The organism is Streptomyces erythrochromogenes (genome assembly GCF_036170895.1).
In the GTDB taxonomy this organism is placed as follows: Bacteria; Actinomycetota; Actinomycetes; order Streptomycetales; family Streptomycetaceae; genus Streptomyces; species Streptomyces erythrochromogenes.
The window spans coordinates 4327464-4354282 of sequence record NZ_CP108036.1 but is presented as its reverse complement, the minus strand read 5'-3'; the positions used below and the strand labels follow the sequence as shown (position 1 = coordinate 4354282).

Below are 26819 nucleotides of genomic sequence, written 5' to 3'. Positions count from 1 at the left end.
GACTCCTCCCGTGACTTGCCGGTAGTCGTTGGTCAGGGAGGAAGCTCGTCGTGAGCAGCAGGCCATCCCGAGGCGCTGCTCGCCTCGCAGCAATACTCGACGCCCTTCCGGACGCGCTGTTGCTCGTCAACGCCAACGGCACGGTCGTCAACGCCAATTCGATCGCGCTCGAGGTCATGGAGAGCCCCGGCACCGGTCTGGTCGGCCGGGGCGTGCTCGACCTCCTGCCCGAGTTCGACTCCAAGCTGATCCCCGGCTCCATGCGCCGGCCGGGCGAGGACGAGGGCGGCCGTACCAAACCCAAGCGGATGGTCGCCCGCCGCACCGACGGCTCCGAGTTCCCCGTCGAGGTCACCAGCGCCCACCTCGACGGCCGCGACGCCTACCGCGAGCCGCAACCCGCCTACACCGGTGACGAGCTGCTGATGCTCGTGGTCCGGGACCTCTCCCAGACCGTCGACACCGAGGCCGAGCTGGCCCGCTCCCAGCGGCAGACCGAGATGATCCTGCGCGCCGCCGCCGAGGGCGTCGTGGGCACCGACACCGACGGACGCGTGGTGCTGGTCAACCCGGCGGCCGCCCAGATCCTCGGTTACCGCGCCACCGACCTCGGCAACCGCGAACTGCACGGCCTGGTCCAGCACTCCCGCGCCGACGGCTCGCCCTTCCCCTTCGAGGAGTCCCCGCTCGCCGACACCCTGCGCAGCGGACGCAAGCACCGCGTGCGCGGGCAGGTGCTGTGGAACAAGGCCGGGCAGCCGGTCGCCGTCGATCTGACCACCTCCCCCGTACGGGACGGGGAGCAGCTCGTGGGCGCCGTCATGACCTTCACGGACCGCCGGCCCTACGACGCCCTGGCCGCGCGGCACGCGCAGCTGATCGCCGTCCTCGGGGACTCCTTGCGCGGACCGCTGGACGAGCTGCGCGGCGAGCTGGCGACCCTGGCCGCCGACGACGCCGGACAGCTGTGGCCCGAGGCCAACCAACTCCTGCACCACCTGGCCGCCGGGTACTCGCGGATGACCACCCTGGTGGACAACGTGCTCGGCTTCCAGCGCCTGGACTCCGGCCGCGACAAGCTCTCCAAGAAGAAGGTCCTGATCAACGGCGTGGTCACGGCCGGCGTCGACGGCGCGATCGAACTGATCGGCCCGGGTCGTGCGCAGTTCGCCGTCCACGCACCCACCATCGAGGCCGAGGTGGACGCCGAGCGGATCTCGACCGCCCTCGCGCACTTGGTCGCGGACGTCGCCGGCGTGGACGCCACCGGCAAGACCCGTCAGGGCAGCGGGTACAGCGACTCGACGATCGTGGTGGCCGCCGCGCAGCGCGGCGACGTCGTACGGATCGAGGTGCGCGGCCCCTACGAGGGCGGCAACCCGGTCCACGAGCCGATCGTCCGGGGCATCGTGGCCGCGCACGGCGGTGTGCTGCAGACGGTGGAGGTGCCGGGCGCGCCCGGCGGGGCCTACGTGCTGGAACTCCCCCTCGGCGCGGGTGCCGGGACGGTGACCCTGCCCGAGCCGCCGGAGGAACCCCCGGCGGGCACCGGCCCGGACGGCGCCGGAACGGCCGCGGGCGCCGCCCCCGGCAAGGTCTCCGGCGGCCGGCGGGCCCGGCGCGGAGTGGACGCCTTCCTGGAGGACGAGACCCCGGGCCCCGAGGCCGCGCAGGCCGGCCAGGGCGGGGGCGCGCTGGCGCTGCCCTCGGGCCGGCGACGGGCCGGCGAAGCCGCGCCGCAGGCGGGTCCCGAGCTCGCGCAGTCCCCGGTGAACCCCGCGGGCCTCGGTACCGGTCGCAGGCGCGGCCGGGCCGGTGACGACAGCGGTCAGAGCGGCGGCCCCGAGAGCCAGGGCCGCCCCGTGCAGCCGCAGGGCACCGCCATGCCCGCGCTCCCGCCCGTTCCCGCGGTGCCCCCGGTTCCGGTGACCGATCACCCCGCCGGCCGGCGGCGGGCGCTGGGTCCGGCAGGTCCGGTGCAGCCCGGCGGTCCCGTCCCGGCGACGGGGCTCGGCCCGACGCCCGCTCCGGCACGGCCCATCGCCCCCGAGGGCGGCTTCGCGCTGCCCGCCGGACCGGCCCCGGTTCCCCCCGCCGCACAGGTCCCGGCGGAAGCCGGCCCCGCCGCCGCTGCCTCCGAGGGCCAGCCCGGCCCCGACGCCGCGGCACCGGCCGGGCGCCGCGGCCGCCGCGCGCTGGGCGCCCCGGGCGCCGAGCCCGAGGCGCCGGCCGCCCCCTCCGACGCGCCCGCCGAGAACCCGACCGGGCGGCGGCGCGCGCTGTCCGGTGCTCCCGCGTGGCCGGTCCCGGCGGCCCGCACCGCTGCCGAGGACGACGGTGCCCCCGGCCAGGCCGCTGTCCCCGGAGCGCGCCAGCCGCAGGACACCCCGGCGCAGGGACAGGCCGCGCAGCCGATCAGCGTGCGCGCTCTGGGCACCCTCGGCCAGGGCATCGCCGTCGATCCCGCCGGGGCGGTCCCCGCCACCAGCTCCGGCTCCGGCCGCCGTCGCCGGCTCGCCGAGCCCAGCCCGCAGGGCCGGGCCTTCGCCATAGGGGCCCCCGAGGCGGGTTCCGACGAGGGCCCCGAGCCGCTGGACGGCCCGGGCGGTGCGGTCGAGGTGGTCAACCGGCCCGTGCCGCAGCCCGTGGACGACGAACTCCCGCCGGAGCCCCTGGACAACCCGCGCCGGCTCCTGGTGTGGCCGGCGCCCGATGTCCAGACGCAGCAGGCGCTCAGCGACCGCGGCTACCGCCCGGTGGTCGTGCACTCCCGTGAGGAGGTGGACGCGCAGATCGCCGCCTTCCCGGCCGCGCTGTTCGTCGACCCGCTGACCGGGCCGATCACCCGGACCGCCCTGCAGTCGCTGCGGCAGGCCGCCGTGGCCGCCGAGGTGCCCGTACTGGTCACGGCCGGGCTGGGGCACGCCACGCGCGAAGCGGCGTACGGCGCCGATCCGGCCGTGCTGCTCAAGGCCCTGGCACCGCGCGACAGCGAGCAGCACCCCTCCCGGGTACTGCTGATCGAGGAGCACGACGAGATCGCGACCGCGCTGACCGCGGCCCTGGAGCGGCGCGGCATGCAGGTCGCCCGCGCGGGCGCGGACACCGACGCCGTGGAGCTCGCGACACGAATGCGGCCCAACCTGGTGGTCATGGACCTGATGCAGGTGCGCCGCCGGCGGGCCGGGATCGTGGACTGGCTGCGGGCGAACGGGCAGCTGAACCGCACCCCGCTGGTCGTCTACACGGCGACCGGCATCGATCCGGCCGAACTGCCGCGTCTGGCCTCGGGCGAGAGCGTGCTCTTCCTCGCCGAGCGGGCCACCACTACGGACGTTCAGGGCCGCATCGTGGACCTGCTGGCCAAGATCGGCACCAACTAGCGATCCTGGCCCGATGGCCATCACCAACACGACCGAGCACACCGTCCCCGCCGACAACGGGGAGGTGAACCTGCTCATCGCACGGCAGGTCGAGCCCGGGCACGAGGAGACGTTCGAGGCCTGGGCCCACGGGATCCTGGAGACGGCCGCCGGTTTTCCGGACCACCTGGGCTACGGGCTCTTCCGCCCGGCGACCGAGGGCGGGCCGTGGTTCCTGGTCCACCGCTTCCGCAACCAGGCCGCCTTCCAGCGCTGGCAGGACTCCCCGGAGCGGGCCCAGTGGTTCTCCAACTGCCTGGGCCACCACCACACGGAGATAGCCCGGCGGGAACTGCACGGCATGGAGACGTGGTTCGCCAAGCCGGGTACGACCCGGCCCGCGCCGCCGCGGTGGAAGATGGCGATCAGCTCGGGACTGGCCATCTTCCCGATCTCGCTCGCGGGCAACGCGGTGCTCGGGCCGTACCTGGTGGATCTGCACTTCGTGCTGCGAACGGCCGCCTTCGCCGTCGTCTTCAGCACGCTGATGACCTACGTGGCCATGCCCGCCGTCAGCAGGCTGCTGCGGCCGTGGCTCACGCGGGGCTAGGCCGTCGGGGCCGGCGACCGTCAGGCGATCTTGGTGACCTCCAGTGCACCGTCCGCGTACTGCTGGCGGATCACCTTCTTGTCGAACTTGCCGACGCTGGTCTTCGGCACGGCGTCGATGATCGTCCAGCGCTCCGGCAGCTGCCACTTGGCGATCGACTGCGAGAGGAACTCGCGCAGTCCCGTGTAGTCCACGGTCGCGCCGTCCTTGAGGACGACGGTCGCCAGCGGCCGCTCGCCCCACTTCTCGTCGGGGACGGCAACCACCGCGGCCTCGGCGACCTCGGGGTGCGCCATGAGCGCGTTCTCCAGCTCGACACTGGAGATCCACTCACCGCCGGACTTGATGACGTCCTTGGCGCGGTCGGTGAGGGTGAGGTAGCCGTCGGGGCTGATGACGCCGACGTCCCCGGTCTTGAGCCACCCGTCGGCGCTGAACTTGTCCTCGGGCTGGAAGGGTTCGCCGGAGGCGCCGCCGTAGTAGGCGTTGGCGATCCAGTTGCCGCGCACCTCGAGCTCGCCGGCCGACGCACCGTCCCAGGGCAGCAGGTCGCCGCCGGGGCCGACGAGACGGGCTTCGACACCTGCGGGAAAACGGCCCTGCGTGATCCGGTAGGGCCACTCTTCCTCGGCGCTCAGACCGGCCGGCGGGTGCGCCATCGTGCCCAGCGGGGAGGTCTCCGTCATGCCCCAGGCGTGGCAGACGCGGACCCCGAGCTTGTCGTAGGCCTCCATCAGGGAGGGCGGACAGGCCGCGCCTCCGATGGTGACCTGCTTCATCGAGGACAGGTCGCGCGGGTTGGCGGTGACCTCGGCCAGCAGCCCCTGCCAGATGGTGGGGACGGCCGCGGCGTGCGAGGGCTTCTCCCGCTCGATCATCTCGGCGAGCGGGGCGGGCTGCAGGAAGCGGTCGGGCATCAGCATGTTGATGCCCGTCATGAAGGTGGCGTGCGGCAGACCCCAGGCGTTCACGTGGAACTGCGGAACCACCACGAGGGTGGTGTCCTTGTCGGTCAGCCCCATCGACTCGGCCATGTTGACCTGCATGGAGTGCAGGTAGAGCGAGCGGTGGGAGTAGACGACGCCCTTCGGGTCCCCGGTCGTGCCGGAGGTGTAGCACATCGCGGCCGCCTGGCGCTCGTCCAGCTCGGGCCAGTCGTAGCTGTCGGAGCGGCCCTCCAGGAGCTCCTCGTACTCGTGCACGCGCACGTTCAGGCCGTCGAGCGCGGAGCGGTCGCCGATGCCGGACACGACGACGTGCTCGACGGTCGGCAGGTGCGGCAGCAGCGGCGCGAGCAGCGGCAGCAGCGTGCCGTTGACCAGGACGACCCGGTCGGCGGCGTGGTTGACGATGAAGACCAGCTGCTCCGGGGGAAGCCGCAGGTTCAGCGTGTGCAGGACCGCGCCCATGGAGGGGATCGCGAAGTACGCCTCGACGTGCTCGGCGTTGTTCCACATGAGGGTGGCGACCCGCTCGTCCTGCTGCACTCCGAGCTCGTCGCGCAGGGCTCCGGCGAGGCGGGTGGCTCGGAGGCCGATCTCGGCGAAACTGCGTCGGTGCGGCTCGGCCTCCCCGGTCCAGGTCGTGACCTGGGACTTCCCGTGAATCGTCATCCCGTGACGGAGTATGCGGGTGACGAGGAGCGGTACGTCCTGCATGGTGCTGAGCAAAGCGTCCTCCCGGTGAGCGCTGCGGCGCTGCGGCGGCTACGGATGCTGCCGATTCTGCGCACGTACCGGTCGGTCTGTCACTACCCGAGGGTAGAAACAGCTTCGTGTTTCACGTGAAACATCCTCTGGTTTCACGTGAAACACCGCCCGACTCAGCGGACCGGGGTGAGCTCCGGGTCCTCACGGAGCTTGCCCAGTGCGCGGGAGACGGCGCTCTTGACCGTGCCGACCGAGACTCCCAGCAGCTCGGCGGTCTGCACCTCGCTCAAGTCCTCGTAGTAGCGCAGGACGACCATGGCTCGCTGCCGGTCGGGCAGCCGCGTCACCGCACGCCACATCGCGTCGCGCAGCGCCTGGGCCTCGGCGGGGTCGGAGGAGGGGGCCCCTTCGGCCTCCGGGAGTTCGTCGCATACGAACTCGTCGACCTTGCGCTTGCGCCACTGGGAGGTACGGGTGTTGACGAGGGTCCGCCGGACGTAGCCGTCCAGGGCGCGGTGGTCCTCGATGCGGTCCCAGGCCACGTACGTCTTCGCGAGGGCCGTCTGGAGCAAGTCCTCCGCGTCGCACGGGTTGGCGGTGAGGGAGCGCGCGGTGCGCATCAGGACGGTGCCGCGGGTACGGACGTACGCCGAGAACGACGGGTACGACGTCGGATTCGAGGCGAGCGTGCACACAGGCGGGGTCATGTCTCCACGCTAGGAGCGCCCGTCATCGCTGGAATCGCCCGCAGGTGCCGATGGGGGATCCATCTCAGGTTGTAGGAGTAGGGCCATCCCCACCCCCTGAAGGTGGAGGGGGCGGGGCCGTGCAGGGACCGGGGTCTCAGCCGTCGGCGCCGAGGATCAGCCCGGACGTCGGCACCCCGGTGCCTGCCGTGACGAGTGCGCGCGAGGCTCCCGCCACCTGGTTGACGGAGGTGCCGCGCAGCTGGCGGACGGCCTCGGCGATGCCGTTCATGCCGTGCAGGTACGCCTCTCCGAGCTGGCCGCCGTGGGTGTTGAGCGGGAGCGCGTCCGCGGCCACGAAGTCGGCGGCCTCGCCCGGCTGGCAGAAGCCGAACTCCTCCAGCTGCATCAGGACGAAGGGTGTGAAGTGGTCGTAGAGGATGCCGACGTCGATGTCGGAGGGCCGCAGCCCGCTGGTGCGCCACAGCTGGCGCGCGACCACGTCCATCTCCGGCAGCCCGGTCAGGTCGTCACGGTAGAAGGAGGTCATGCCCTCCTGGCGGCGTCCGGCGCCCTGCGCCGCCGCGGTGATCACTGCGGGCGCGTGCCGCAGGGAGCGGGCCCGTTCGATCGTGGTGACGACGAGGGCTTGGCCGCCGTCGGTCTCCTGACAGCAGTCCAGCAGCCGCAGCGGCTCGACGATCCAGCGCGAGGCGGCGTGGTCGGCGAGGGTGATCGGCTTGCCGTGGAAATAGGCGGCCGGGTTGTTCGCGGCGTGTCGGCGGTCGGTGACCGCGACGTGCCCGAAGGCTTCGGGGGTGAGGTTGTAGGTGTGCAGGTAGCGCTGGGCGGCCATGGCCACCCAGGAGGCGGGGGTCAGCAGGCCCCAGGGCAGCGACCAGCCCAGCGCCGCGCCCTCCGCCGAGGGCTCGCGCTGCTGGACGCCGGACCCGAAACGGCGCCCGGAGCGCTCGTTGAACGCGCGGTAGCAGACGACGACCTCCGCGACCCCGGTGGCGACGGCGAGGGCGGCCTGCTGGACGGTGGCGCAGGCGGCGCCCCCGCCGTAGTGGATGCGGGAGAAGAAGGACAGCTCCCCGATGCCCGCCGCCTGCGCGACGGTGATCTCGGGGCTGGTGTCCATCGTGAAGGTGACCATGCCGTCGACGTCGGCAGGGGTGAGCCCTGCGTCGTCGAGGGCGGCATGCACGGCTTCGACGGCCAGCTTGAGCTCACTGCGACCGGAGTCCTTGGAGAACTCGGTCGCACCGATGCCGGCGATCGCGGCCCGGCCACCGAGCTGGTCCCGGGTGCGGACGCTCATGCGGCCACCTCCGCGGTGACCGTCCCGGAGACGTGGTGGCCGATGCCGTTGGCTCCTACGACCCGGATCTCGACGATGTTGCCGAGCACGGCCGTCACGGTGCCGGTGAGGGTCATGGTGTCCCCCGGGTAGTTGGGGGCGCCGAGGCGGATGGCCACCTTGCGCAGGGCGGCCCGCGGCCCGAGGTGGTCGGTGATGTAGCGGCCGACCAGACCGTTGGTGGTCAGGATGTTCATGAAGATGTCCGGGGAGCCCTTTTCCCGCGCGAGCGCCGCGTCGTGGTGCACGTCCTGGTAGTCGCGGGAGGCGATGGCGCCCGCGACGATCAGGGTGCGGGTGACCGCGATCTCCAGCGGCGGCAGCGTGTCGCCGACGTTCATGCCTGTTCCCCCTCGGCTATCGAAGCTCCCAGCTCGGCCAGCAGCTCGCTGCCGCAGCCCAGGTACGCGTCCAGCTGGCGTCCCCACAGGAAGTGCCGGTGCACGGGGTGGTCCAGGTCTGCGCCCATGCCGCCGTGCAGGTGCTGGCCCGCGTGCACGACGCGCTTGCCCGCCTCGGAGGCCCACCAGGCCGCCGTCAGCGCGTGCTCGTGCGCCGCGAGCCCCTGGTCGATGCGCCAGGCCGCTTCGTACGTGGTCACCCGGATCGCCTCGGTGTCCATGTACGCGTCGGCCGCGCGCAGCATGACCCCCTGGTTGGTGGAGAGCGGCCGCCCGAACTGCTCACGGGTGGAGGTGTACTCGACCGCGCGGGCGAGCGAGCCCGCACAGACGCCCGCCTGGAGCCCGGCGAAGGCGGTGCGCGCGGCGGCGAGGGTGTGCTCGTAGGCGCCGTCGGAGCCGATGCGTTCGGCGTCGGCCCCGCTCAGCACCAGCCGGCCCGCCGACCAGGGCGCGGTCGTCTCGACGGGGGACGTCCGCACGCCGGGCGCGTCGGTCCGTACGAGCCACAGGGCCCGCTCGGCGTCGGGGACCAGGACGTGCGTGGCGTCGCGCAGCCAGGGGACGGTGGGGGCGGTCCCGGTGAGCCGGCCGCCCTCGGCGGTGATCCGGCCGCGGGCGGGGAAGGCTCCGGTGGCCACCGCGTCCCCGCTGCCGAGCGCGGGCAGCAGGCGGGCGCGCTGCTCCGGGCTGCCGTGGGCCGCCACGGGGAGGATCCCGTACACGCAGGTGGCGGCGTAGGGGACCTGGGCGGTGGTGCGGCCCTGCTCCTCCAGCAGCAGGACCAGTCCGAGCAGGCCGATCTCCTCGACCGCGGCCGTCAGTCCGGCCGCGGTGAGGGCCTTCCAGAGTTCTGCGTCGCTGCCGGTGCCGGTGGCGGCGAGCCGTTCGTGGGTGGCGAGGTCGGAGAAGATCCGGGCGGCGAGACCGGCCGCGGCGGCCTGTTCCTCGGTGGGGTGGAAGTCCATCAGCCCTCGCTCCCGCGGAAGACGGGGAGTTCGAGGTCGTCGTCGACGCGCAGGAACTCCAGTTGGACGGGGAGGCCGATGCGCACCTTGTCGTACGGGACACCGGTGATGTTGCTGATCATGCGGACCCCTTCGGCGAGCTCGACGAGCGCGACCGCGTAGGGCGGGTCGAAGGCCGGGAACGGCGGGTGGTGCATGACGACGTAGCTGAACACCGTGCCGGCGCCGGAGGCCTCGACCGTGTCCCAGTCGGGGCTCGCGCAGGTGTTGCAGCCGGGGAGCCAGGGCAAGCGGAGGGTCGCGCAGGAGGTGCAGCGCTGGATCAGCAGCCGGTGCTCCCGGACCCCGTCCCAGAAGCCCTGGTTGTCGCGGTTGACCACGGGGCGGGGGCGCTGCGCAGCGGCTTTCGTCCGGGGCGCGGCCTCCTTCGCCGGCCGGGCGGCCGGGGCGTACTTCAGGATCCGGAAGCGGTGGGTGCCTGCGGGCTCCCCGCCCGCCCGGACGTCCATGCGGGTCGTCACGAAGTGGCCGGTGCCCAGCTTGGTCGTCTTGCGCGGCGACACGGACTCGATGACGGCGTCGAAGGTGATCGTGTCGCCGGGGCGCAGCGGGCGGAGGTACTCCTGTTCGCAGTCGGTGGCGACGACGGAGGTGAAGCCGGCGCCGTCGAGGAGCGCGAAGAGCTCGTCGTAGGCGGAGGAGCGGTCGGAGTGGCCGGAGAGCCCGCCCATGGTCCAGGCCTGGAGCATGGTGGGGGGAGCGATGGCGTCCGGCCCGGTGTAGGCGGGGTTGGCGTCGCCCATCGCCTCGCACCAGTGGCGGATCATCGGCTCGTTGACCGCGTCCTTGCCCCGGCCGGCGGTGGCGGCCGGGGCTCCCTCGAAGGCCGCCAGCAGCGCGTGGAACCTGGCCGCCTCCTCGGCCGTGCCGGTTGCGTCCGCCGTCATCGCTTCCTCCCCTTCATGCCGAGCCGCATCATGGCGACGATCTCCCGCTGGACCTCGCTCACCCCGCCGCCGAAGGTGTTGATCTGTGCGGCTCGGTTCATCCGCTCGAGCTCGCCGCCCGCGAAGGCCGCGGCCCCCCGTACGAGCGCCTCCTCGCCCACCACCTCCTGGCACATCCGGTACACCTCGACGGCCGACTCGGTGCCGAGGAACTTCACGCCGCTGGCGTCGCCGGGCGCCAGGCTGCCGCCGCCCACGTCCTGGACGAGACGCCAGTTGAGGAGGCGTACGGCGGCCAGCCGGGCGTGGGCCTCGGCGAGGCGGGACCGGACCCAGGGAAGGTCTGCGGGCCGCTCTCCGGTGGCCGGGTCGGGGGTGCGGGCGTGCCGGAGGGCGAGCTCGTAGAAGTCCTCGGCCTGCATGCCGATGGCGGCGAGGGCCACGCGCTCGTGGTTGAGCTGGTTGGTGATCAGCCCCCAGCCGCCGTGTTCGGGGCCGACGAGGTTGCCGGCCGGCACGCGGACGGAGTCGTAGTACGTCGCCGTGGTCGTGAGCCCTCCGACGGTGTCGATCGGGGTCCACGAGAAGCCGGGGTCGTGGGTGGGAACGAGGATGATCGAGATGCCCTTGTGCTTCGGGGCCTGGGGCTCGGTGCGGCAGGCGAGCCAGATCCAGTCCGCGTTCTGGGCGTTGGAGGTGAAGATCTTCTGCCCGTCGATCAGCCAGTCCGCTCCGTCGCGGACCGCACGGGTTCGCAGTGAGGCGAGGTCGGTGCCGGCCTCGGGCTCGGAGTAGCCGATGGCGAAGACGATCTCGCCCGCGAGGATCCGGGGCAGGAAGTAGTCCTTCTGTTCCTCGGTCCCGTACTTCATCAAGGTCGGGCCGACGGTGTTCAGCGTGACCATGGAGACGGGGGCGCCGGCCCGGTAGGCCTCGTCGAAGAAGACGAACTGCTCGTCCGCGCCGCGGCCCTGCCCGCCGTACGCGACGGGCCAGCCGAGGCCGAGCAGCCCGTCGGCGCCGATGCGGCGCAGGAGTCCGCGCTGGTCGGCCGGGTCCTCGGGGACCCCGTCGGGCAGCAGTTCCTTGAAGTACGCGCGCAGTTCGGCACGGAGCCGCAACTGGCCTTCGGTCGGGGCGAGGTGCACGGCGCAGGCCTCCCGGCGTCCACATCAACAAGGTAACTGACTGTCCGTCAGATTTACCCGCGGTGTCAAGGTCGGGAAGCCGGCGGGACATGCGCGAGGGCGCCCGCGCTACCGGACCCCAGCCGGTCCGGTCGCACAGGCGCCCTCAAGATTCGGCGCGGCTGGTGCCGCTACTACCACCAGGGGTGGAAGTTGACCGCCACGTTCGAGTTGCCCTGGTTGAGTGCGGTGAAGGCCGAGCCGTTGACCTGCGCGGTGTTGTTCTGGTTGGAGGCACCGGAGCCGGTGGTCACCTGCTGCGAGGTGGACGAGTTGCCGTTGTTGTCGCCACCCACGCCGCTGCCGATGATGCCGGCGGCGCTCGCATTCGATCCGTCGTTCGCGAAGGCGCCGTTGTCGGCCGTTGCCACCCCGCCGAAGAGCGCGACGGCGAGGGGAAGGGCGGCGACAGCGGCGATGACGCGGGCGGTACGGATGCTTGCCATGTCTTCATTCCTCCAGAAAACGGAAGTGGGAATTACTCCGAGGCAGTTGGCCGACCGCCTCGGTCGTTCCTTTGTGCTGACGACGTCGCGAGACCAGAGTTGCCCACCGAATCCCCGGCGAACCACCCCGGACTCTCCGATTCCCCTGCAAGTATGACCAACATTGGATAAACCCCATTCACGCCCCCGAAGCCCCAGGTCAGCACCCTGAAACCGGCTGAACCCCGCGTCACACAAGGGATGAAGCCGTCTGTCAGACCGACGCTCCCGGACATGCCGAAAAGGGCCGCGCCGTCCGGGAACCCCACCGTCTCCCGGGCCTGCGGCCCTGCAATGCCAAGCTCCACGCCCCTGCACGCTCCCCGGCGCACGCCGGGGTGATCCATCCGCGCCCCGCTGCCGGGGCACCGCGCGGCGCGATCCGCGGTCACGACCGACCGGGCTCCAGCGCCTGCCTACATTCCTGCGTCTGCGTCCCTGCTACTGCCCGCGTACCTGCTTCTGCCGCGTCTGCCGGTCCTGCCTCTTCTGCCGCTTTTTGTTCTGCTGCTGCTTGCACACCTTGCTTCTGCCTGCGGTCCCGCTTCGTCCTGCCTGCCCGTACGGGGCTACGCGGCGAGCGCCAGCGTCTCGCGGGTGGCACGGGCGGCGCGTCCGGCGCGGGGGACATGGGGGGCACGGGGGGCGGGCACCGCGGAAGGCGTCAGGACGCGAGCGGCGGTTCCCGGGGCGGCGCCCATGGCTGCGGCGGTGGTGGAGCGACGGACACCGGGGGTCTTGCCGTGGGCCTCGGCCCGGATGCGCTGCTTCAGGGTCGGCGGCAGCGAACCGCCCCGCATCATCTCCCGCCAGCTCCGCGGAGCCGTGACGGCCGGCCGGCGCACGGGGGCGGCGGCGACAGTGGCAGCAGTGGCAGTCGCGCCACCGGCGGTGGAGGCAGCGGCGGCCGGAGCCACCTTGCCGCCGAAGCCGAGGGAGGAGAGGACGGCCACCAGGGCGGCCAGGACCGAGGTCCAGATCGACGTGAGGATGTTGCGGTGAGCCATGACTGAGTGCCTCGATTCGCGTTGTTCCGACGGGCGGATCTGAATACATTCGTCATGATGTGGGGGCAACTGCACTGCGCTCATCACACGCGCCGATCTTCCGACTAACACCACCCGGAAGGATCAATCCGACTTTTCAGCCCGCCTCGGGGCCCCTGGTGACCAGCCTTCCGGGGCCGCCTGGGACCAGGTCAGGCCTGGAACGCCGTTCCGGCACACCGACTGCCGACCCGCAAGCCGAAAATCGCACCGCGCGCCTTACCCCGACGGAGATCCCCCAGCCCTCGAGCCCCCTCATGCCGGCGTCGAGCCCGCCCCTCTGTTGTCAGCACTTTCGGGACCTCGGCAGAGATCTCGACCCCCGCCTCGGCCCCGACCCATGCCGTCGCCGACGGCATGCGCTCGGCCATCGTGCGCGCCCCCAAGCCGACTCCGCCGCAACCACGCGGCTCCCAGAGGGCATGAAAGCGGCCCCTGACCGTTCGTACCGGTCAGGGGCCGTTCACTGCGGTGGGTGTGGGATTTGAACCCACGGTGACATCGCTGCCACGACGGTTTTCAAGACCGTTCCCTTAGGCCGCTCGGGCAACCCACCTGGCCGGTACAGAGTACCGGCCGGGCGGGGGTGGCGGGCGACTGTGTGGTCAGGAGGTCTGCGCCTTGTCGTAGGCCGCCTTCGCCTCGTTGCCGAGGTACGGGCCGTACATGCGGTTCGGCAGGAAGGTGTAGCCGAAGCTGTTCACCGAAACCTGGGTGCCGAGGCCCGTGGCCTCGTTGAAGTCCTGGAACCAGGGGCCGCCGCTGGAGCCGCCGGTCATGTTGCAGCCCAGGCTGTGGTCCTTGGTGAGCAGGAAGTCCTTGCCGCTGTTGCCGCTGCAGTAGACCAGCTTCGTTCCGTCGTACGGGGCCGCCGCGGGGAAGCCGAAGGAGTACATCTTCTTGTTGTAGCCGCCGTTGAAGAGGACTCCCTGCGCGCCGACGGCCTGGCTGAGGGTCTGGCCGTTCAGCGGGGCGACGACGGCGAGGCCGACGTCCATGTTCATGTCCTCGCTCGCCGCCCACTGGTCGGTGGCGAAGGTCTTGGTGGCCGACCACTGGCCGTAGGGCGCCGACCCGTTGTTGTAGGCGGGCACGAAGACCCAGTTCGTGTGCCAGGCACCCTGGTACTTCACGCAGTGGCCGGCCGTCATGACCGTGCTGCCGTTGGCGCTGGTGATCGAGTTGCCGGAACAGGAGGCGGTGCGGCTGCCCATCGTGAAGAAGACCCGGCCCGAGGTCTTCACGACCGCGCCGCCGCCCGTCCAGGCCCCGCCCGCCTGTGGGAACGCCGTGGGCGATGCGGCAGGGGCGGCGGTCGTCGGGGCGACGGCGGTGGGGGTGGCGGAAGTGGCCACCGCGGTACGGGCAGCGCCGGGGACCGCCGTCACGTCGAGCGGGGTGGCCGCCCGCATCCTCTCGGCGGTCCAGAAGCCCTGGGTGTGCTGCGGCCGGAAGGACGTCGGGGCGTCCGCAGCGATCGAGGGGGTGGCCGCCGTCAGGACACCCGCGACCAGGGCGCCCGCCGAGAGCAGGACGGACAAGGCCGTGCGATGACGATTCACGCATGACTCCTTCTGCCGTGCCCGGACCGGTCGGAGCCGGGCAGGGTGGGGGTGAAGAGCGGTCGGTGCGGATCGGCTGTGCGTGGTGCGTCGTACGTGGTGCGGCTTGCCGGGGCAGAGTGGCACGGCCCCGCGTCAATGTCAGCGGGCAGTCAGAACGTTCGGTCGGTTCCGGCCAGGAAATGGCCAACTCCCGGCCGTTGCAGCGTCATACGGTGAGCATCACGCCCGCATACGAGACGCCGGCGACGACCACCCATGCGCCCAGTCCCAGCGCCGCCGCGCGCCCCCCGGTCCGGGCCAGTGTCGGCAGATGGACCGCGCTCCCAAGGCCGAACAGGGCCGCCGCCAGCAGTGCCTCCTGCGCGGTGTGCGCCCATTCCAGCGCTACGTCGGGCAGCAAGCCGGTGGCGCGCAGCCCGGCCGCGGCCAGGAACCCTGCCACGAACAGCGGCACCGGGGCGGGCCGGCGCCCCGAGGGGGTGCGCACCCCGCGCCGCCGGGCCCGTACCGAGAAGGCGACCGCCGCCACCAGCGGGGCGAGCAGGGCCACCCTCATCAGCTTGACCAGCACCGCCTCTCCCAGGGCGTCCGGGCCTGCGGTCTGCGCGGTCGCGACCACCTGGCCGACGTCGTGGACACCGGCGCCGACCCACCGTCCGAAGGCCGGGTCGGAGAGCGCCAACGGGTCCTGGAAGATGGGGAGTACGGCGATGGCGAGCGTCCCGCACAGGGTGACCAGTGCCACCGAGGCCGCCACGTCCTCCTCGTCACTGCCCGAGACCTGGCTCACCGCGCCGATGGCCGAGGCCCCGCAGATCGAGTACCCCGTGGCGATCAGCAGCGGCTGATCGCCCGGAAGTCCCAGCCTGCGGCCCAGCCAGAGGGTGCCGAAGAACGTGGCCGCGACCACTGCGACCACCATGGCCACCGTGGCCCAGCCCAGCCGGAGCACCTGGTCCAGCCCCAGGCCGAGGCCCAGCAGGACGATGCCGATCCGCATGAGCCGCCGGCCGGCCAGGGAGAGGCCCGTGCGCCCGGCTCCCCGTACGAAGGTCCGCGGTCCGGGGAGGTGCGCGACCGCAATGCCCAGCACCACCGACGCGGTCAGCATCGGTACGGCCGGTATGAGGTGGTGGATGCACCAGGCGCCCAGGGCTCCGCCGACGGCCAGTGCCAACCCGGGCCAGGGAGTGGATGTTTCACGTGAAACATGCCGAAGCGCTGGGCTCTGGGGGCGATGGAGGAGGGCCATCAGTCGACGGGGAGCTTGTAGACGCGACGGATGCTGGTCCCCAGCCGGGACACGTCGGCGCCGTACACGTGCACCGATATCGCCTTCGTGGAACAGGAGTTGCGCACCTTGTGGATGTCGCCGGGCGGGGCGAATCCGCAGACCTCGCCTTGGGCGTTGACCACGTCCTCCGTCGCCACCAGGCGGGCGGGACCGGCACCGGGTGCGAGGCGGAAGCGGCGCTCACTCTCCTCGCCCTGGTGCACCCCGGCCACGCACCACGACACATGGTCGTGGATGCAGGTCTCCTGGCCGGGCAACCACACCAGCGCCACCACGGAGAAGCTGCCGTCCGACTCCGCGTGCAGGACGTGCTGCCGGTAGCGCTCGGGGTCGCCCTCCTGCTGCGTCGGCGTCAGCAGGTCGGACGCCCCCAGATGCGGGGCGAGCCTTTCGCCCACGAGGTAGGCGGTGAGGTCGGGAGCCAGTCCCCGCTCCACGACCGTGCGGATCTCACTGACGAGGGCGGCCATCCTCGTGGTGGTACGGGCCGGTGTGGTGGTGGTCATACGGGCAGCGTGCGGGCGTCTTTCCATCGCGTCCAACGACAGTTGTGACGTGAAATCCCAAGCAGTGCTTATGGGTTGGTCAGCAGCCGACCCGGTTGGCTGCCACCTGCTTCAGTGCGTTCAGCACCACGGCCGTCGCCGGGATCCGCAGATGGTCCCGATAGACGTACGCGGCGATGTGTCGGCGGGCGGCAGGCTGGAGCGCGCGTCCGCAGACCCGGCTCAGCGAGAGCGAGGGCAGGACCAGCGCGGGCATCATGGCCACGCCCAGCCCCTGGGCGACCAGGCTCTGCACCACGAGGTTGTCGTCGGTGGCGAAGCGGATGTCGGGCACGAAGCCCAGCTCCGCGCACTCGTGCAGCAGATTCGCCCGGCAGCGCGGGCAGCCCGCGATCCACCGCTCCTCGGCGAGGTCGGCCAGGTGCACGGCGCGGCGCCGGGCCAGCGGATGCCCGGTCGGGAGGAGCACCGTCAGCTGGTCCTCAAGCAGCCTGACCTCGGCGACCTCCTCCGGCACCTCCTCGTGCAGGCCGGGATAGGTGAAGGCCAGGGTGATGTCGCACTCGCCGCGCTCCAACCGGCGCAGCGACTCCGGGGGCTCTCCCTCCAGCAGTTCCACCTGTATCCCGGGGTGGTCCTTGGCCAGTCCGCTCAGGGCTTCCGGGACGAGGGTGACGTTGGCGCTGGGGAAGCCGCACAGTCTGACCCGGCCGGTGCGCAGGCGTGCGTACGCCCTCAGCTGGGCCTCGGCGGCGGAGAGGTTGCCGAGGATGGTCTCGGCGTGCCGGGAGAGGGACTCCCCGGCCTCGGTGAGCTGCATCTTTCGGCCCACGCGGGTAAACAGCGGGGTTCCGACGGCGCGTTCGAGCGCCTTCATCTGCTGGGTGATGGCGGGCTGGGTGTACCCCAGCACGCGCGCGGCCGCCGAGTACGAGCCGGAGGCGACCACCGTGTGGAACGTCCGTATGTGCCGAGAATCGAACACCAGCGAAGCATAAGCGGACGTTGGAGGGGCCGTGGGCGAAATCGCGCCCACGGCCCCTCGTCACCGGGCCACTGCCGTGGCCGGTGGTGCTACTTGTCGCCGACCCTGGAGCCGAGCGTGATGTCGACGGTGTTCGGCTTGCCGTCGCGCAGGTAGGTCAGCTTCACCGTGTCGCCCGGCTTGTAGGTCCAGATCATGCTGATCAGGGTCGGGCCGCTGTCGACCGGCTTGCCGCCGAAGTCGGTGATGATGTCGCCCGGCTTGAGGCCCGCCTTGCCGGCCGGACCGTTGGGGTCGACGAGCTCGTTGGCGGCCGCGCCCTGCTCGGAGATCTTCGCGCCTTCGGTCTTGGCCTGGAGGTCCACGGAGACCGAGATCACCGGGTAGACCGGCTTGCCCGTCTTGATCAGCGATTCGGCCACGTTCTTGGCCTGGTTGATCGGGATGGCGAAGCCGAGGCCGATGGAGCCGGCCTGGCCGCCGCCGAAGCCGCCGTTGCCGGCCGACTGGATCGCGGAGTTGATGCCGATGACCGCTCCGCGGCCGTCGAGCAGCGGACCGCCGGAGTTGCCCGGGTTGATCGAGGCGTCCGTCTGGAGCGCGCTCATGTACGAGTTCTTGCTGCCGGTGCCGTCACCGGAGGCGACCGGGCGGTTCTTGGCGCTGACGATGCCGGTGGTGACCGTGTTGGACAGGCCGAAGGGGGCGCCGATCGCGATCGTGGCGTCGCCGACCGCGACCTTGTCGGAGTCGCCGAGCGCCAGCGGCTTGAGTCCGGCCGGCGGGTTCTTCAGCTTGAGCACGGCGACGTCGTAGCCCTGGGCGCGGCCGACGACCTCGGCGTCGTACCGCTTGCCGTCGGAGAAGGTCGCGAAGAGCTTGCCGCCGTTCGCGGCGGAGGCCACCACGTGGTTGTTGGTGAGGATGTGGCCCTGCTGGTCGTAGACGAACCCGGTGCCGGTGCCGCCCTCGCCGTCTCCGGCCGAGGCCTCGATGGTGACCACGCTGGGCAGTGCGCCCGCGGCGAGCCCGGCGATGGAGCCGGCCTCGCGCTTGAGGTCCTTCGGGGTGTTGGTGGCGCTGATGGTGGTCGAGCCGCTGCCGTCGTTGCTGCGCTCGGCGGCCCAGTAGCCGACGCTGCCGCCGATGCCGCCCGCGAGGAGGGCCGCCACGAGCACGGCCGCGATCATGCCGCCCCTGCCCTTCGGCTTGGGCGCGGGAAAGCCCTCGGCGGCCGGGGGAGCGCCCCAGACGGGGCCGCCGCCGCCGGCGCCGTACGCCGGCACGGTGGGCGGCGGGGGCGGCCAGCCCTCGGCTCCGTGCGCGGCCGGCGCGGGGGGCTGACCGTAGCCGGGAGCCTGTGCCGCGGGCACGGGCGGGATCTGCTGGGTCGGCTCGGTGCCCGGCGCGGCCGTGGGCGGAAGCTGCTGGGTCACCTGCTCACCGGCGGCGGGCGCCGGAGCAGGGGCGGGTGCCGCAGGCGGGGCCGGCGGCACGGCCGGGGCGGCGTCCTGCGGGGCGTGGCCCGGCTGCGGAGCGGGCGCGGAGGCCGCCGGCGCCGTCTCGGAGCCCTGAGCAGGGGTCACGGACGGGGCCGCGGGGGGTGTGGGGGCCGCGGTGCCCTCGTTCTCGGTGCTCACAGCTCTCTCTCCTCGTCACACACAGCTGCAGAAATCCGGCGATGTCGATCCGGCTGAACGTTCGACGTGCCGTACAAGTTCCAGGGCAAAGCTTTTCCCATGCCCCGTCAGAGCACTGTAAGCCGGACCTGTGCATCTCCCCCCATTCTTTATGTCCGGCATTTCGGATGCACTCGCAGGATAGGACCCCGACCCCCGGTGGGCTGACGGTGGCACCATGACCCGGTGACCCACGCAATGCCGCGCACCATCCAGGTCGTCGCCCACCGCGGCGCTTCGGAGGATGCCCCCGAGCACACCCTGGCCGCCTACCGCAAGGCCATCGAGGACGGCGCAGACGCCCTCGAATGCGATGTCCGGCTCACCGCCGACGGCCATCTGGTCCTGGTCCACGACCGCCGGGTGAACCGCACCTCGAACGGCCGCGGCGCCGTCTCCGCCCTGGAGCTGGCCGATCTCGCCGCCCTCGATTTCGGCTCGTGGAAGGACCGCGAGGAGTCCCCCGACTGGGACGCCGACCCCGAGCGCACCTCCGTCCTCACCCTCGAGCGCCTCCTGGAGCTGGTCGCGGACACCGGGCGGCCCGTACAGCTCGCGATCGAGACGAAGCATCCGACCCGCTGGGCCGGACAGGTGGAGGAGCGCCTCCTCTTCCTCCTCAAGCGCTTCGGCCTGGACGCCCCGCCGGCCGAGGGCCCGCACCCTGTCCGGGTCATGAGCTTCTCCGCGCGCTCCCTGCACCGGGTACGGGCCGCGGCGCCGACGGTCCCGACCGTGTACCTGATGCAGTTCATCTCGCCCCGGATGCGCGACGGGCGACTGCCGGCCGGGGTGACGATCGCCGGTCCCGGTATGCGGATCGTCCGCAATCATCCCGGATTCATCCGCAAGCTCCAAGGGGCGGGCCATTCCGTTCACGTATGGACAGTGAACGAGCCAGAAGACGTTCAGCTCTGCGCTGATCTAGGTGTGGAAGCGATCATCACGAACAGACCCCGTCAAGTTCTGTCCCAACTGGGGCGCTGACGTCCCGATTTGCGCACTCGCCGCCCCCATCACCTCCGTCACAGGGTGTGCTCCGGCGCATCCGCTCCGCATTCGGTCGGCGCGAATGCGTCAGCGCGGCCTGCTTCGGCGGTTTCCGGTCCAGGCCAAGGGGGCATCCAGACCATGCGTGGGGCTAAGGAGGTTCCGGGGGTGGCGTTGGTGGTGGCACAAGAAGTGCCCACGTCGTCGTGCATGGACGTACGCCATGGTCCTGCGGGCGTGGGTGAGGCCAGGCACCGGATGCGCGAACAACTGCGTATCAGCGGGGTGGCCGAATCGGTCGTGGACGATGCCGTACTGATCCTTTCCGAACTGCTCAGCAACGCCTGTCGACACGGCAGGCCCCTGGGCGCGCGGGAAGTCGGGGACGGGGAGATACGCGCCGCATGGCGCATCGACAGAGCGGGGCGGCTGACGGTCGAGGTCACGGACGGGGGTGGGCCCACCCGGCCTGTTCCTTCCACGCCCTCGGTCACCGCACGCGGCGGCCGGGGGCTGAACATCATCAGCACCCTCGCCCAGGACTGGGGTGTCCGGGACGGAGCGGCAGGGGAGGTCACCGTCTGGGTGGTCGTCGCCTGTGGGCCCCGGCACGAGGATTTCGCTACGCGCGTCGCGCCCCCGGCGATCGACTTCAGCACGGCATTCGACGATCTCGATGTCTGATCCCGCGGACCCGGGAGCCAGGACCTTCTGGAACCGGGACCCCTGACCGCACAACAGCTCAACATCAGCACAGCAGTACCGGTCATCCGTACAGGCGGCCGTCCGGGAGCGCACGCCGACCGTGCTCCCGGCCGCACCCCACCGGTTCCGGCGGTACGAACGGCTAGGCTCGCGCCCAGACACGACGCCGTACCGCCGCAACCGGGAGACACGCACGATGGCCAAGAAGCGCCCCGCAGCCAAGTCTGTAAAGCCGCAGCTCAACAACGGTGAGATCCCCGTTGTCGGCGCACGCGAGCCCTGCCCCTGCGGATCCGGGCGCCGCTACAAGGCCTGCCACGGCGCAGCCGCCGCGCACGCCGTCACCGAGCACGTCCAGCGGCCCTTCGAGGGCCTGCCGGGCGAGTGCGACTGGGTCGCGCTGCGCGAACTCGTGCCCGCGGCCACCATCCCGCTGTCGCTGAAGGGCGGCCTGCCCGAAGGCGTCCCCTCCGTCACGCTGGTGACCGTACTGCCCATGGCCTGGCCGGCGCTGCGCCGCGAGGACGGGTCCGTGCTGCTCGGCCTGCAGAACGAGACGACCACCGGGGACCTGAGCCGCGACATGGCCGACACCCTGGAGCGCGCGCTCGTCGCGGAGCCGGGAACTCCGGTCGCCGCCCGCCGGGTCCCCGCCGAGGGTCCCCGACTTCAGGATCTCCTCGACGCCGACGGCGGTTTCGAGCCGGTTGTGCACAGCGGCTTCGAATTCTGGATTCCGGAATCCGAGGGCGGCCAGAACGCGTCCCCGGAGATCGCCGCCTCGCTGGAGCGCGCCAACGCGGCCGCCATCCCCACCGTCAAGCTGACCGGCGTCGACGCCGCCTACTGGTGCGAGACCCCGGACAAGAACCACCTGCGCTGGGTCATGCCGCACCCCGAGGAGAAGCTGCTCGACGCCCTCGCCCGGCTGCACGCGGCCGGCACGTCCTCGCTCGGCGAGGGCACGAAGCTCGTCGGCTCCTTCCGCGCCCACGGTCTGATGGTCCCGGTCTGGGACCTGCCGACCGGAGTGACGGCCGACGACGTCGAGAAGCCGGCGGCGGAGTTCGCGGAGCGGCTGGCCAAGGCGCTGGCCACGGATGCTCCGCTGACCACGGAGGAGCGCCGGGCGCGCGGCGGTCTCACCAACCGCCAGGTGACCCTCAGCTGACGTCGCGCGTACGCGCGGAGCCGGTGACCGGAGTCACAACTCCCGCTAATCGTCTGCAAATCGGTGTCTGAATATCAGAGATCGAATTTGCGAACAGGCGATCTCTTGTTACCGTTCTTGTAGCCCGGTCGCTGGTGCATCCCCCGTCGCCAGCGACCGGGCCCTTCCTTTTACGGCGGTGGTCAACCGTCACCCGGTGCCGGTGAGTTGCTCCCGGACCGCAAGAGCAGCTGCCCTTCATCATCCGGAACTGCAAACTCCGCAACTGCCGAGTAACTCTCGGGCTCTCCGGCGGAGTCCTCCTTCGGCGTCTCGCACAGACCGGGTTCGTCACCGGCGCCGACCGAACAGCGGATCTGCACCGTGCGCCCGGCCGGACCCATCACCGTCAGCACGGCATCCAGCGCGTGACCACTAGCGTTCCTGTAGTAACTCCTGCCCCACGTCTGGCCGTCGGCCACCAGCACGCACGTCTGCGCCTCCACTCCGTGGGGCGAGGACAATTCGGGACCGCAGCGGGAATCCGTACGGGGCTGCTCCGCCGGGCCGGACCGCTGGATCGCGGCCGGCGCCGCCGGGCGCCCGGCCGGCGAGGGAGAGGTACGGGCGGGATCCGAAAGGCCGAGGGTCTTGAACAGGCCGCCGCCCTTTCCGTCGTCCTGACCGGCGAAATCAGGCCCGGCGATCGCGCCGGCGAGCGGGAGCGACAAGATGATCAGCACACCGGCGCCGATACCGATCAGGCGGAGATTCATTCGCCGAAGATAGCGACGCGGGAAAGGGGCGCGGAGATCCCCGCGCCCAATTCCCTTGGAAAATCGTCCCGCTGGCACCCGTACGAGTGATCCTGCAGGACCTCGCGGGTCAGTACGCGAGCCGGCTGCCGCCGCCGGGCGCACTGCTGCTCGCCTCGACCAGCGCGTCCACTACCGCCTCTACATCGGGCAGCCAGAGCTTCGCCCCCGCGGTCTGCAACGGCTGTGCGCCAGGGGACTTCGGATCGGCCGGATCCTGCGGCAGCGCTCGCGGTTCGCGCTCCCAGCGCACCCGGCCGCCACTGGACGCGGCGGACGGCGGCAGGAGCAGGTAGCCGCCCTCGCCGTGGAACCGCAGCGAGGAGGGCACGTGGTCCTTCGCGTACAGGAGTTCCCCGAGCCGCTCCAGCGAGTACGGCGCCACGAGCAGCGCCCACCGGGTCGGCGTGGCGACGACCGGGCCGAGCCTCAGGCCCTGCGCGTCCAGGCGTACGAGGGCCCGCGCGGCCGCGCCGGCCGGGAGGCTCACGGCGCACGGGGCCGTTCCGCCGGTCGCCATCAGGACGGGTGCGGTGGGCCGGTTGGTCCACCACCAGGACACCATGCGGGGGTCGGTGGAGGCGGCGAGCAGGCCCGGGTCGAAGGGATGGGCGCCGGGGACGACGCAGTCGGGGTCGGGGCAGGCGCAGCGCGTGCCGTCCGTACCGGACCGGCCGACGCCGGGCAAGACGGGCCACTGCCATGTGGTGGCGCAGGTGAGCGCCGCTTCGAGGAGAGCGGAAGTGCCGCCGCTCCGACCCCGGTCGGGGCGCAGGGATTGAAAGCGATCGCGGAGCCGCTGGAGACGCCTTCCGAGGATCTCGCGCATGAGCGCTCGTTCCTTTCCGTTGAACGCCGAGGGCCACATCACACCATGTAACCGGTGACTCACCACACGTACAGATTTCGCGTCACTGTCCGCCAGGGGCAGGTTCACACGGTTCGTGCAGTTTTCTTACGGGTCCATCAAACGTCCGGCGGGGATGGAGCGCGACCCGCGCCGACTGCCGAGACCGGCTGCCGCCGCTTAGGACGACAGACCGCGACCGAGCGGTTCCCGGTACGCCAACTGACCTCGGCCACCACCGAGTACGTACCCGACCCCCCTGCGGAGCTCGTCCAGTCGACCCCAAAAACCGACTGCTTCCAGCTTTTTCCGGCCAAGTTCTAGCCTTGGCCCGACAGTGAGTTGCCGCCTCATGGACACCAGGATTCCCACCTGGGCAATGCTGGACATGCATCCATGTGTGCGTGTAGATGTGGATTCCTTGATGGCGGCGCAGCACGGTCTGGGGGTTTGCGATGCTATTTGGCGAATCGCACCAGGTGGAAAGGCGGACGTCATGAGCGCCCCGCATCTGCCGAAAGTGGCTGGAATCGATCCAGCAGTCACCGCGTCACCGCACACTGCGGCGCCCGCGCCCGCCCGAACCACCCCCGCTCCGGCCCCTCCGACCGCACCGGGCAGCGTCATCCAGGACCGGCTGGCGGGCATGGTCTCGGACCTCACCACCCTGCACGAGCTCACCGAGCGACTGGCCCGCGCCGGCGACCTCGACACCTCACTCCACGAATTCCTGCGCGCCGGAGCCGCACTCGTCGGCGCCCGCCGCGGCCTGATCGTCCTGGAGCCCTCCGACGGGCTCGGCCCCACCGCCACCATCGGCCTCGGGCTCGGTCACGCCGACCTGGGCCACATCGAGACCGTGCCGCGCAGCGCGACCTGCTACGGGCGGATCCTCGACGGGCTGCCCGACGCCCAGGGCGGCTCCGAGGTCCTCCCCGAACCGGACGCGCCCCCCGGCACCGGCGGATTCGCCACCCCCGTGGACCCCCGGCACCGGGAGGTCGCCGCCCGGCTCGGCTACGCCGCCAGCTACGCGCTCCCGCTGACCGCCGAGGCCACCGGCCGGCTCGGCGCCGCCGTGTGGCTCTACGACGAGCAGGCCGAGCCGAGCGACCGCCAGCGCGACCTGGCCGGACTGTACGTGCGGCACGCCGCCGAGCACCTGGCCCGGATGCTTGAGGTGGAACGATCCCGCACCCGGCTGGCCACCCTCGCGGAGGAACTGCTGCCCAGCCGGCTCCCCCGGATCCCCGGGGTGCAGCTCGCGGCCCGCCACCACACGGGACCGCGCGGCGGGGGCGACTGGTACGACGCGCTGCCGCTGCCCGAGGGCGCCCTGGGACTGGCCGTGGGCTCCGTCACCGGCTCCGGGCCGAGCGCCGTCGCCGCCATGGGACGGCTGCGCGCGTCGCTGCGCGCCTACGCCGTCATGGAGGGCGAGGACCCCGTAGCCGTCCTGTCCGACCTGGAACTGCTGCTGCGGCTGACCGAGCCCGCCCGCTGCGCCACCGCGCTCTTCGCCTACTGCGAGCCCGCCGGAGGACCGCAGGCCGACGGCCAGGGCAGCAAGATCATCCTGGCTGGGGCCGGACACACCCCGCCGCTCCTCATCGGCGAGCACCGCACCGAGTACGTGGAGACCTCGCTCTCCGCTCCCCTGGGCATGCTGTCCTGCTGGGAGGCGCCGAGCATGGAGATCGAACCCGCGCCCGGAGAAACGGTGCTTCTCTACACCGACGGGCTGCTGCGCCACACCGGCGACGCGATGGACCGGGCGTACGCGCGGCTGCACGCGGCGGCCGCAGGGGTGCCCCGCGCCGCCCGGGAGGACCCGGCCGCCCTGTGCGAGCACATCCTGCGGACCGTGCTGCCCGACGGGCGGCCCGCTGACGCCCCCGAGGACATCGTGCTGCTCGCAGCCCGCTTCGAGTGATCCGCCGCGGGTCCCGGACCGTGACAACCCGCACGATCCGGACCACGCCTTCCCCGTACACGCATACGATGGATGAGGTCCACACCCAGGTCCGTACCGTCGTAGCTGAGGAGAAGACGTGGCTGACGAGCTCACCCCGGAGACCCCGGAAGAAGAGCAGCCCAAGAAGACGCACAAGCAGCGCAAGAACGGTCTGTACCCGGGCGTCAGCGACGAACTCGCCGAGAACATGCGCACCGGCTGGGCCGACACCGAGCTGCACGGCCTGGAGCCGATCGCGCAGGCCGCGCACACCGCCGCCCGGCGGGCCGCGCTGTCCGAGCGTTTCCCGGGTGAGCGCCTGGTCGTCCCCGCGGGCCGTCTGAAGACCCGCTCGAACGACACCGAGTACCCCTTCCGCGCTTCGACCGAGTACGCGTACCTCACCGGCGACCAGACCGAGAACGGCGTCCTGGTCCTGGAGCCGGCCGGCGCGACCGGGCACACCGCGACCATCTACCTGCTGCCGCGCTCCGACCGGGAGAACGGCGAGTTCTGGCTGTCCGGCCAGGGCGAGCTGTGGGTCGGCCGCCGCCACTCCCTCACCGAGGCCGAGCAGCTCCTGGGCATCCCCGCCCAGGACGTGCGCGAACTCGCCGCGGCGCTCACCGAGGCCGAGGGCCCGGTCCGCGCCGTGCGCGGCCACGACACGGTGATCGAGTCCGCCCTCACCGACAAGGTGACCAAGGAGCGCGACGAGGAGCTGCGCGTCTACCTCTCCGAGGCCCGCGCGGTGAAGGACGAGTTCGAGATCGGCGAGCTGCAGAAGGCCGTCGACTCCACCGTCCGCGGTTTCGAGGACGTCGTGAAGGTCCTCGACAAGGCCGAAGCCACGTCCGAGCGCTACATCGAGGGCACCTTCTTCCTGCGCGCCCGCGTCGAGGGCAACGACGTCGGCTACGGCTCGATCTGCGCCGCCGGCTCGCACGCCTGCACCCTGCACTGGGTGCGCAACGACGGGGACGTCCGCTCCGGTGACCTGCTGCTGCTCGACGCCGGTGTGGAGACCCACTCCCTCTACACCGCCGACGTCACGCGCACGCTGCCTATCAGCGGCACGTACACCGACATCCAGCGCAAGATCTACGACGCGGTCTACGAGTCCCAGGAAGCCGGCATCGCCGCGGTGAAGCCGGGCGCGAAGTTCCGCGACTTCCACGACGCCTCCCAGCACGTGCTGGCCGAGAAGCTCGTCGAATGGGGTCTGCTGGAGGGCCCGGTCGAGCGTGTCCTGGAGCTCGGCCTGCAGCGCCGCTGGACCCTGCACGGCACCGGCCACATGCTCGGCATGGACGTCCACGACTGCGCCGCCGCGCGCACCGAGGCGTACGTGGACGGGACGCTGGAGCCGGGCATGTGCCTGACCGTCGAGCCGGGTCTCTACTTCCAGGCCGACGACCTGACCGTGCCCGAGGAGTACCGCGGCATCGGCGTCCGGATCGAGGACGACATCCTCGTCACCGAGGACGGCAATCGGAACCTGTCGGCCGGGCTGCCCCGCACCTCGACCGACGTCGAGGCATGGATGGCGCGGCTGAAGGGCTGACGCCGGCCGGACCGAGGTCGACAGGACCGACGTCCGCGCCGCAGCGTGTCGGTGGGCGGGA

The 26819-nt window shown here is 71.8% G+C and carries 22 protein-coding genes, 1 tRNA gene and 1 pseudogene; 7 read left to right on the top strand and 17 right to left on the bottom strand.

Annotation, left to right across the window (positions count from 1 at the left end; all coding sequences use genetic code 11):
• The first annotated feature begins 50 nt into the window (after nucleotides 1–50).
• Nucleotides 51–3383, top strand: coding sequence for a response regulator (locus tag OHA91_RS19725; RefSeq protein ID WP_328739675.1), 3333 nt, complete (start codon nucleotides 51–53; stop codon nucleotides 3381–3383).
• A 13-nt stretch (nucleotides 3384–3396) separates the two neighbouring features.
• Complete coding sequence (locus tag OHA91_RS19720) at nucleotides 3397–3972, top strand: antibiotic biosynthesis monooxygenase (protein WP_031156226.1); 576 nt, start codon at nucleotides 3397–3399, stop codon at nucleotides 3970–3972.
• A 20-nt stretch (nucleotides 3973–3992) separates the two neighbouring features.
• Here OHA91_RS19720 and OHA91_RS19715 read toward each other — a convergent pair whose 3' ends face one another.
• The 15 genes from OHA91_RS19715 to OHA91_RS19645 form a co-directional block, all read right to left on the bottom strand.
• Nucleotides 3993–5642 carry a long-chain fatty acid--CoA ligase gene (locus tag OHA91_RS19715; RefSeq protein WP_031156224.1) on the bottom strand — a complete coding sequence of 550 codons (1650 nt, stop codon included), beginning with the start codon at nucleotides 5640–5642 and terminating at the stop codon, nucleotides 3993–3995.
• A 152-nt stretch (nucleotides 5643–5794) separates the two neighbouring features.
• The gene (locus OHA91_RS19710; protein ID WP_031156221.1) at nucleotides 5795–6328 is read right to left on the bottom strand and encodes a SigE family RNA polymerase sigma factor; all 534 of its coding nucleotides are present in this window, start codon (nucleotides 6326–6328) and stop codon (nucleotides 5795–5797) included.
• Between the two features lie 136 nt (nucleotides 6329–6464).
• The gene (locus OHA91_RS19705; protein WP_266499608.1) at nucleotides 6465–7631 is read right to left on the bottom strand and encodes a lipid-transfer protein; all 1167 of its coding nucleotides are present in this window, start codon (nucleotides 7629–7631) and stop codon (nucleotides 6465–6467) included.
• On the bottom strand, nucleotides 7628–8011 hold the full coding sequence (locus OHA91_RS19700) for a MaoC family dehydratase (protein WP_031156217.1): 384 nt from the start codon (nucleotides 8009–8011) through the stop codon (nucleotides 7628–7630). Before OHA91_RS19700 ends, OHA91_RS19705 begins: the two co-directional genes overlap by 4 nt.
• On the bottom strand, nucleotides 8008–9039 hold the full coding sequence (locus OHA91_RS19695; RefSeq protein ID WP_031156215.1) for an acyl-CoA dehydrogenase family protein: 1032 nt from the start codon (nucleotides 9037–9039) through the stop codon (nucleotides 8008–8010). The genes OHA91_RS19700 and OHA91_RS19695 overlap by 4 nt, the downstream gene beginning before the upstream one ends.
• Nucleotides 9039–9986, bottom strand: a complete 948-nt coding sequence (locus OHA91_RS19690) for a bifunctional MaoC family dehydratase N-terminal/OB-fold nucleic acid binding domain-containing protein (protein ID WP_328739674.1) — start codon at nucleotides 9984–9986, stop codon at nucleotides 9039–9041. The genes OHA91_RS19695 and OHA91_RS19690 overlap by 1 nt, the downstream gene beginning before the upstream one ends.
• The gene (locus OHA91_RS19685; RefSeq protein ID WP_328739673.1) at nucleotides 9983–11134 is read right to left on the bottom strand and encodes an acyl-CoA dehydrogenase family protein; all 1152 of its coding nucleotides are present in this window, start codon (nucleotides 11132–11134) and stop codon (nucleotides 9983–9985) included. Before OHA91_RS19685 ends, OHA91_RS19690 begins: the two co-directional genes overlap by 4 nt.
• A 173-nt stretch (nucleotides 11135–11307) precedes the next feature.
• On the bottom strand, nucleotides 11308–11619 hold the full coding sequence (locus tag OHA91_RS19680) for a hypothetical protein (RefSeq protein ID WP_328739672.1): 312 nt from the start codon (nucleotides 11617–11619) through the stop codon (nucleotides 11308–11310).
• A 608-nt stretch (nucleotides 11620–12227) separates the two neighbouring features.
• A complete protein-coding gene (locus tag OHA91_RS19675) occupies nucleotides 12228–12665 on the bottom strand; it encodes a DUF6344 domain-containing protein (protein WP_031156207.1) in 438 nt (145 codons plus the stop codon).
• Between the two features lie 508 nt (nucleotides 12666–13173).
• Nucleotides 13174–13260, bottom strand: a tRNA-Ser gene (locus OHA91_RS19670).
• Nucleotides 13261–13309: 49 nt separating this feature from the next.
• On the bottom strand, nucleotides 13310–14266 hold the full coding sequence (locus OHA91_RS19665; RefSeq protein WP_266499561.1) for a trypsin-like serine peptidase: 957 nt from the start codon (nucleotides 14264–14266) through the stop codon (nucleotides 13310–13312).
• Between the two features lie 208 nt (nucleotides 14267–14474).
• Nucleotides 14475–15521, bottom strand: coding sequence for a YeiH family protein (locus tag OHA91_RS19660; protein WP_328739671.1), 1047 nt, complete (start codon nucleotides 15519–15521; stop codon nucleotides 14475–14477).
• Entirely contained in the window at nucleotides 15521–16069 is a 549-nt protein-coding gene (locus tag OHA91_RS19655; protein ID WP_031156196.1) for a cysteine dioxygenase family protein, read from the bottom strand. The genes OHA91_RS19660 and OHA91_RS19655 overlap by 1 nt, the downstream gene beginning before the upstream one ends.
• Nucleotides 16070–16148: 79 nt before the next feature.
• Entirely contained in the window at nucleotides 16149–17054 is a 906-nt protein-coding gene (locus tag OHA91_RS19650) for a LysR family transcriptional regulator (RefSeq protein WP_031156194.1), read from the bottom strand.
• An 89-nt stretch (nucleotides 17055–17143) separates the two neighbouring features.
• Nucleotides 17144–18694, bottom strand: a complete 1551-nt coding sequence (locus OHA91_RS19645) for a S1C family serine protease (RefSeq protein ID WP_266499553.1) — start codon at nucleotides 18692–18694, stop codon at nucleotides 17144–17146.
• Nucleotides 18695–18931: 237 nt separating this feature from the next.
• Here OHA91_RS19645 and OHA91_RS19640 point away from each other — a divergent pair, with 237 nt between their 5' ends.
• The 3 genes and pseudogenes from OHA91_RS19640 (at nucleotide 18932) to OHA91_RS19630 (ending at nucleotide 21599) form a co-directional block, all read left to right on the top strand.
• Complete coding sequence (locus OHA91_RS19640) at nucleotides 18932–19720, top strand: glycerophosphodiester phosphodiesterase (protein ID WP_209441551.1); 789 nt, start codon at nucleotides 18932–18934, stop codon at nucleotides 19718–19720.
• Nucleotides 19721–19805: 85 nt separating this feature from the next.
• Nucleotides 19806–20407, top strand: a pseudogene (locus OHA91_RS19635) (ATP-binding protein).
• Nucleotides 20408–20624: 217 nt separating this feature from the next.
• Entirely contained in the window at nucleotides 20625–21599 is a 975-nt protein-coding gene (locus OHA91_RS19630) for a DUF5926 family protein (RefSeq protein ID WP_266499550.1), read from the top strand.
• 182 nt (nucleotides 21600–21781) lie between these two features.
• Here the strand turns inward: OHA91_RS19630 and OHA91_RS19625 are convergent, their stop codons facing one another.
• Nucleotides 21782–22354 carry a hypothetical protein gene (locus OHA91_RS19625; RefSeq protein WP_037633595.1) on the bottom strand — a complete coding sequence of 191 codons (573 nt, stop codon included), beginning with the start codon at nucleotides 22352–22354 and terminating at the stop codon, nucleotides 21782–21784.
• Nucleotides 22355–22463: 109 nt separating this feature from the next.
• Entirely contained in the window at nucleotides 22464–23222 is a 759-nt protein-coding gene (locus tag OHA91_RS19620) for a bifunctional DNA primase/polymerase (protein WP_031156185.1), read from the bottom strand.
• Nucleotides 23223–23619: 397 nt separating this feature from the next.
• Here OHA91_RS19620 and OHA91_RS19615 point away from each other — a divergent pair, with 397 nt between their 5' ends.
• Together OHA91_RS19615 and OHA91_RS19610 are read left to right on the top strand one after the other, a co-directional pair.
• A complete protein-coding gene (locus OHA91_RS19615; protein ID WP_328741150.1) occupies nucleotides 23620–25173 on the top strand; it encodes a PP2C family protein-serine/threonine phosphatase in 1554 nt (517 codons plus the stop codon).
• A 118-nt stretch (nucleotides 25174–25291) separates the two neighbouring features.
• Entirely contained in the window at nucleotides 25292–26758 is a 1467-nt protein-coding gene (locus tag OHA91_RS19610) for an aminopeptidase P family protein (RefSeq protein WP_031156182.1), read from the top strand.
• Nucleotides 26759–26819: the final 61 nt, after the last annotated feature.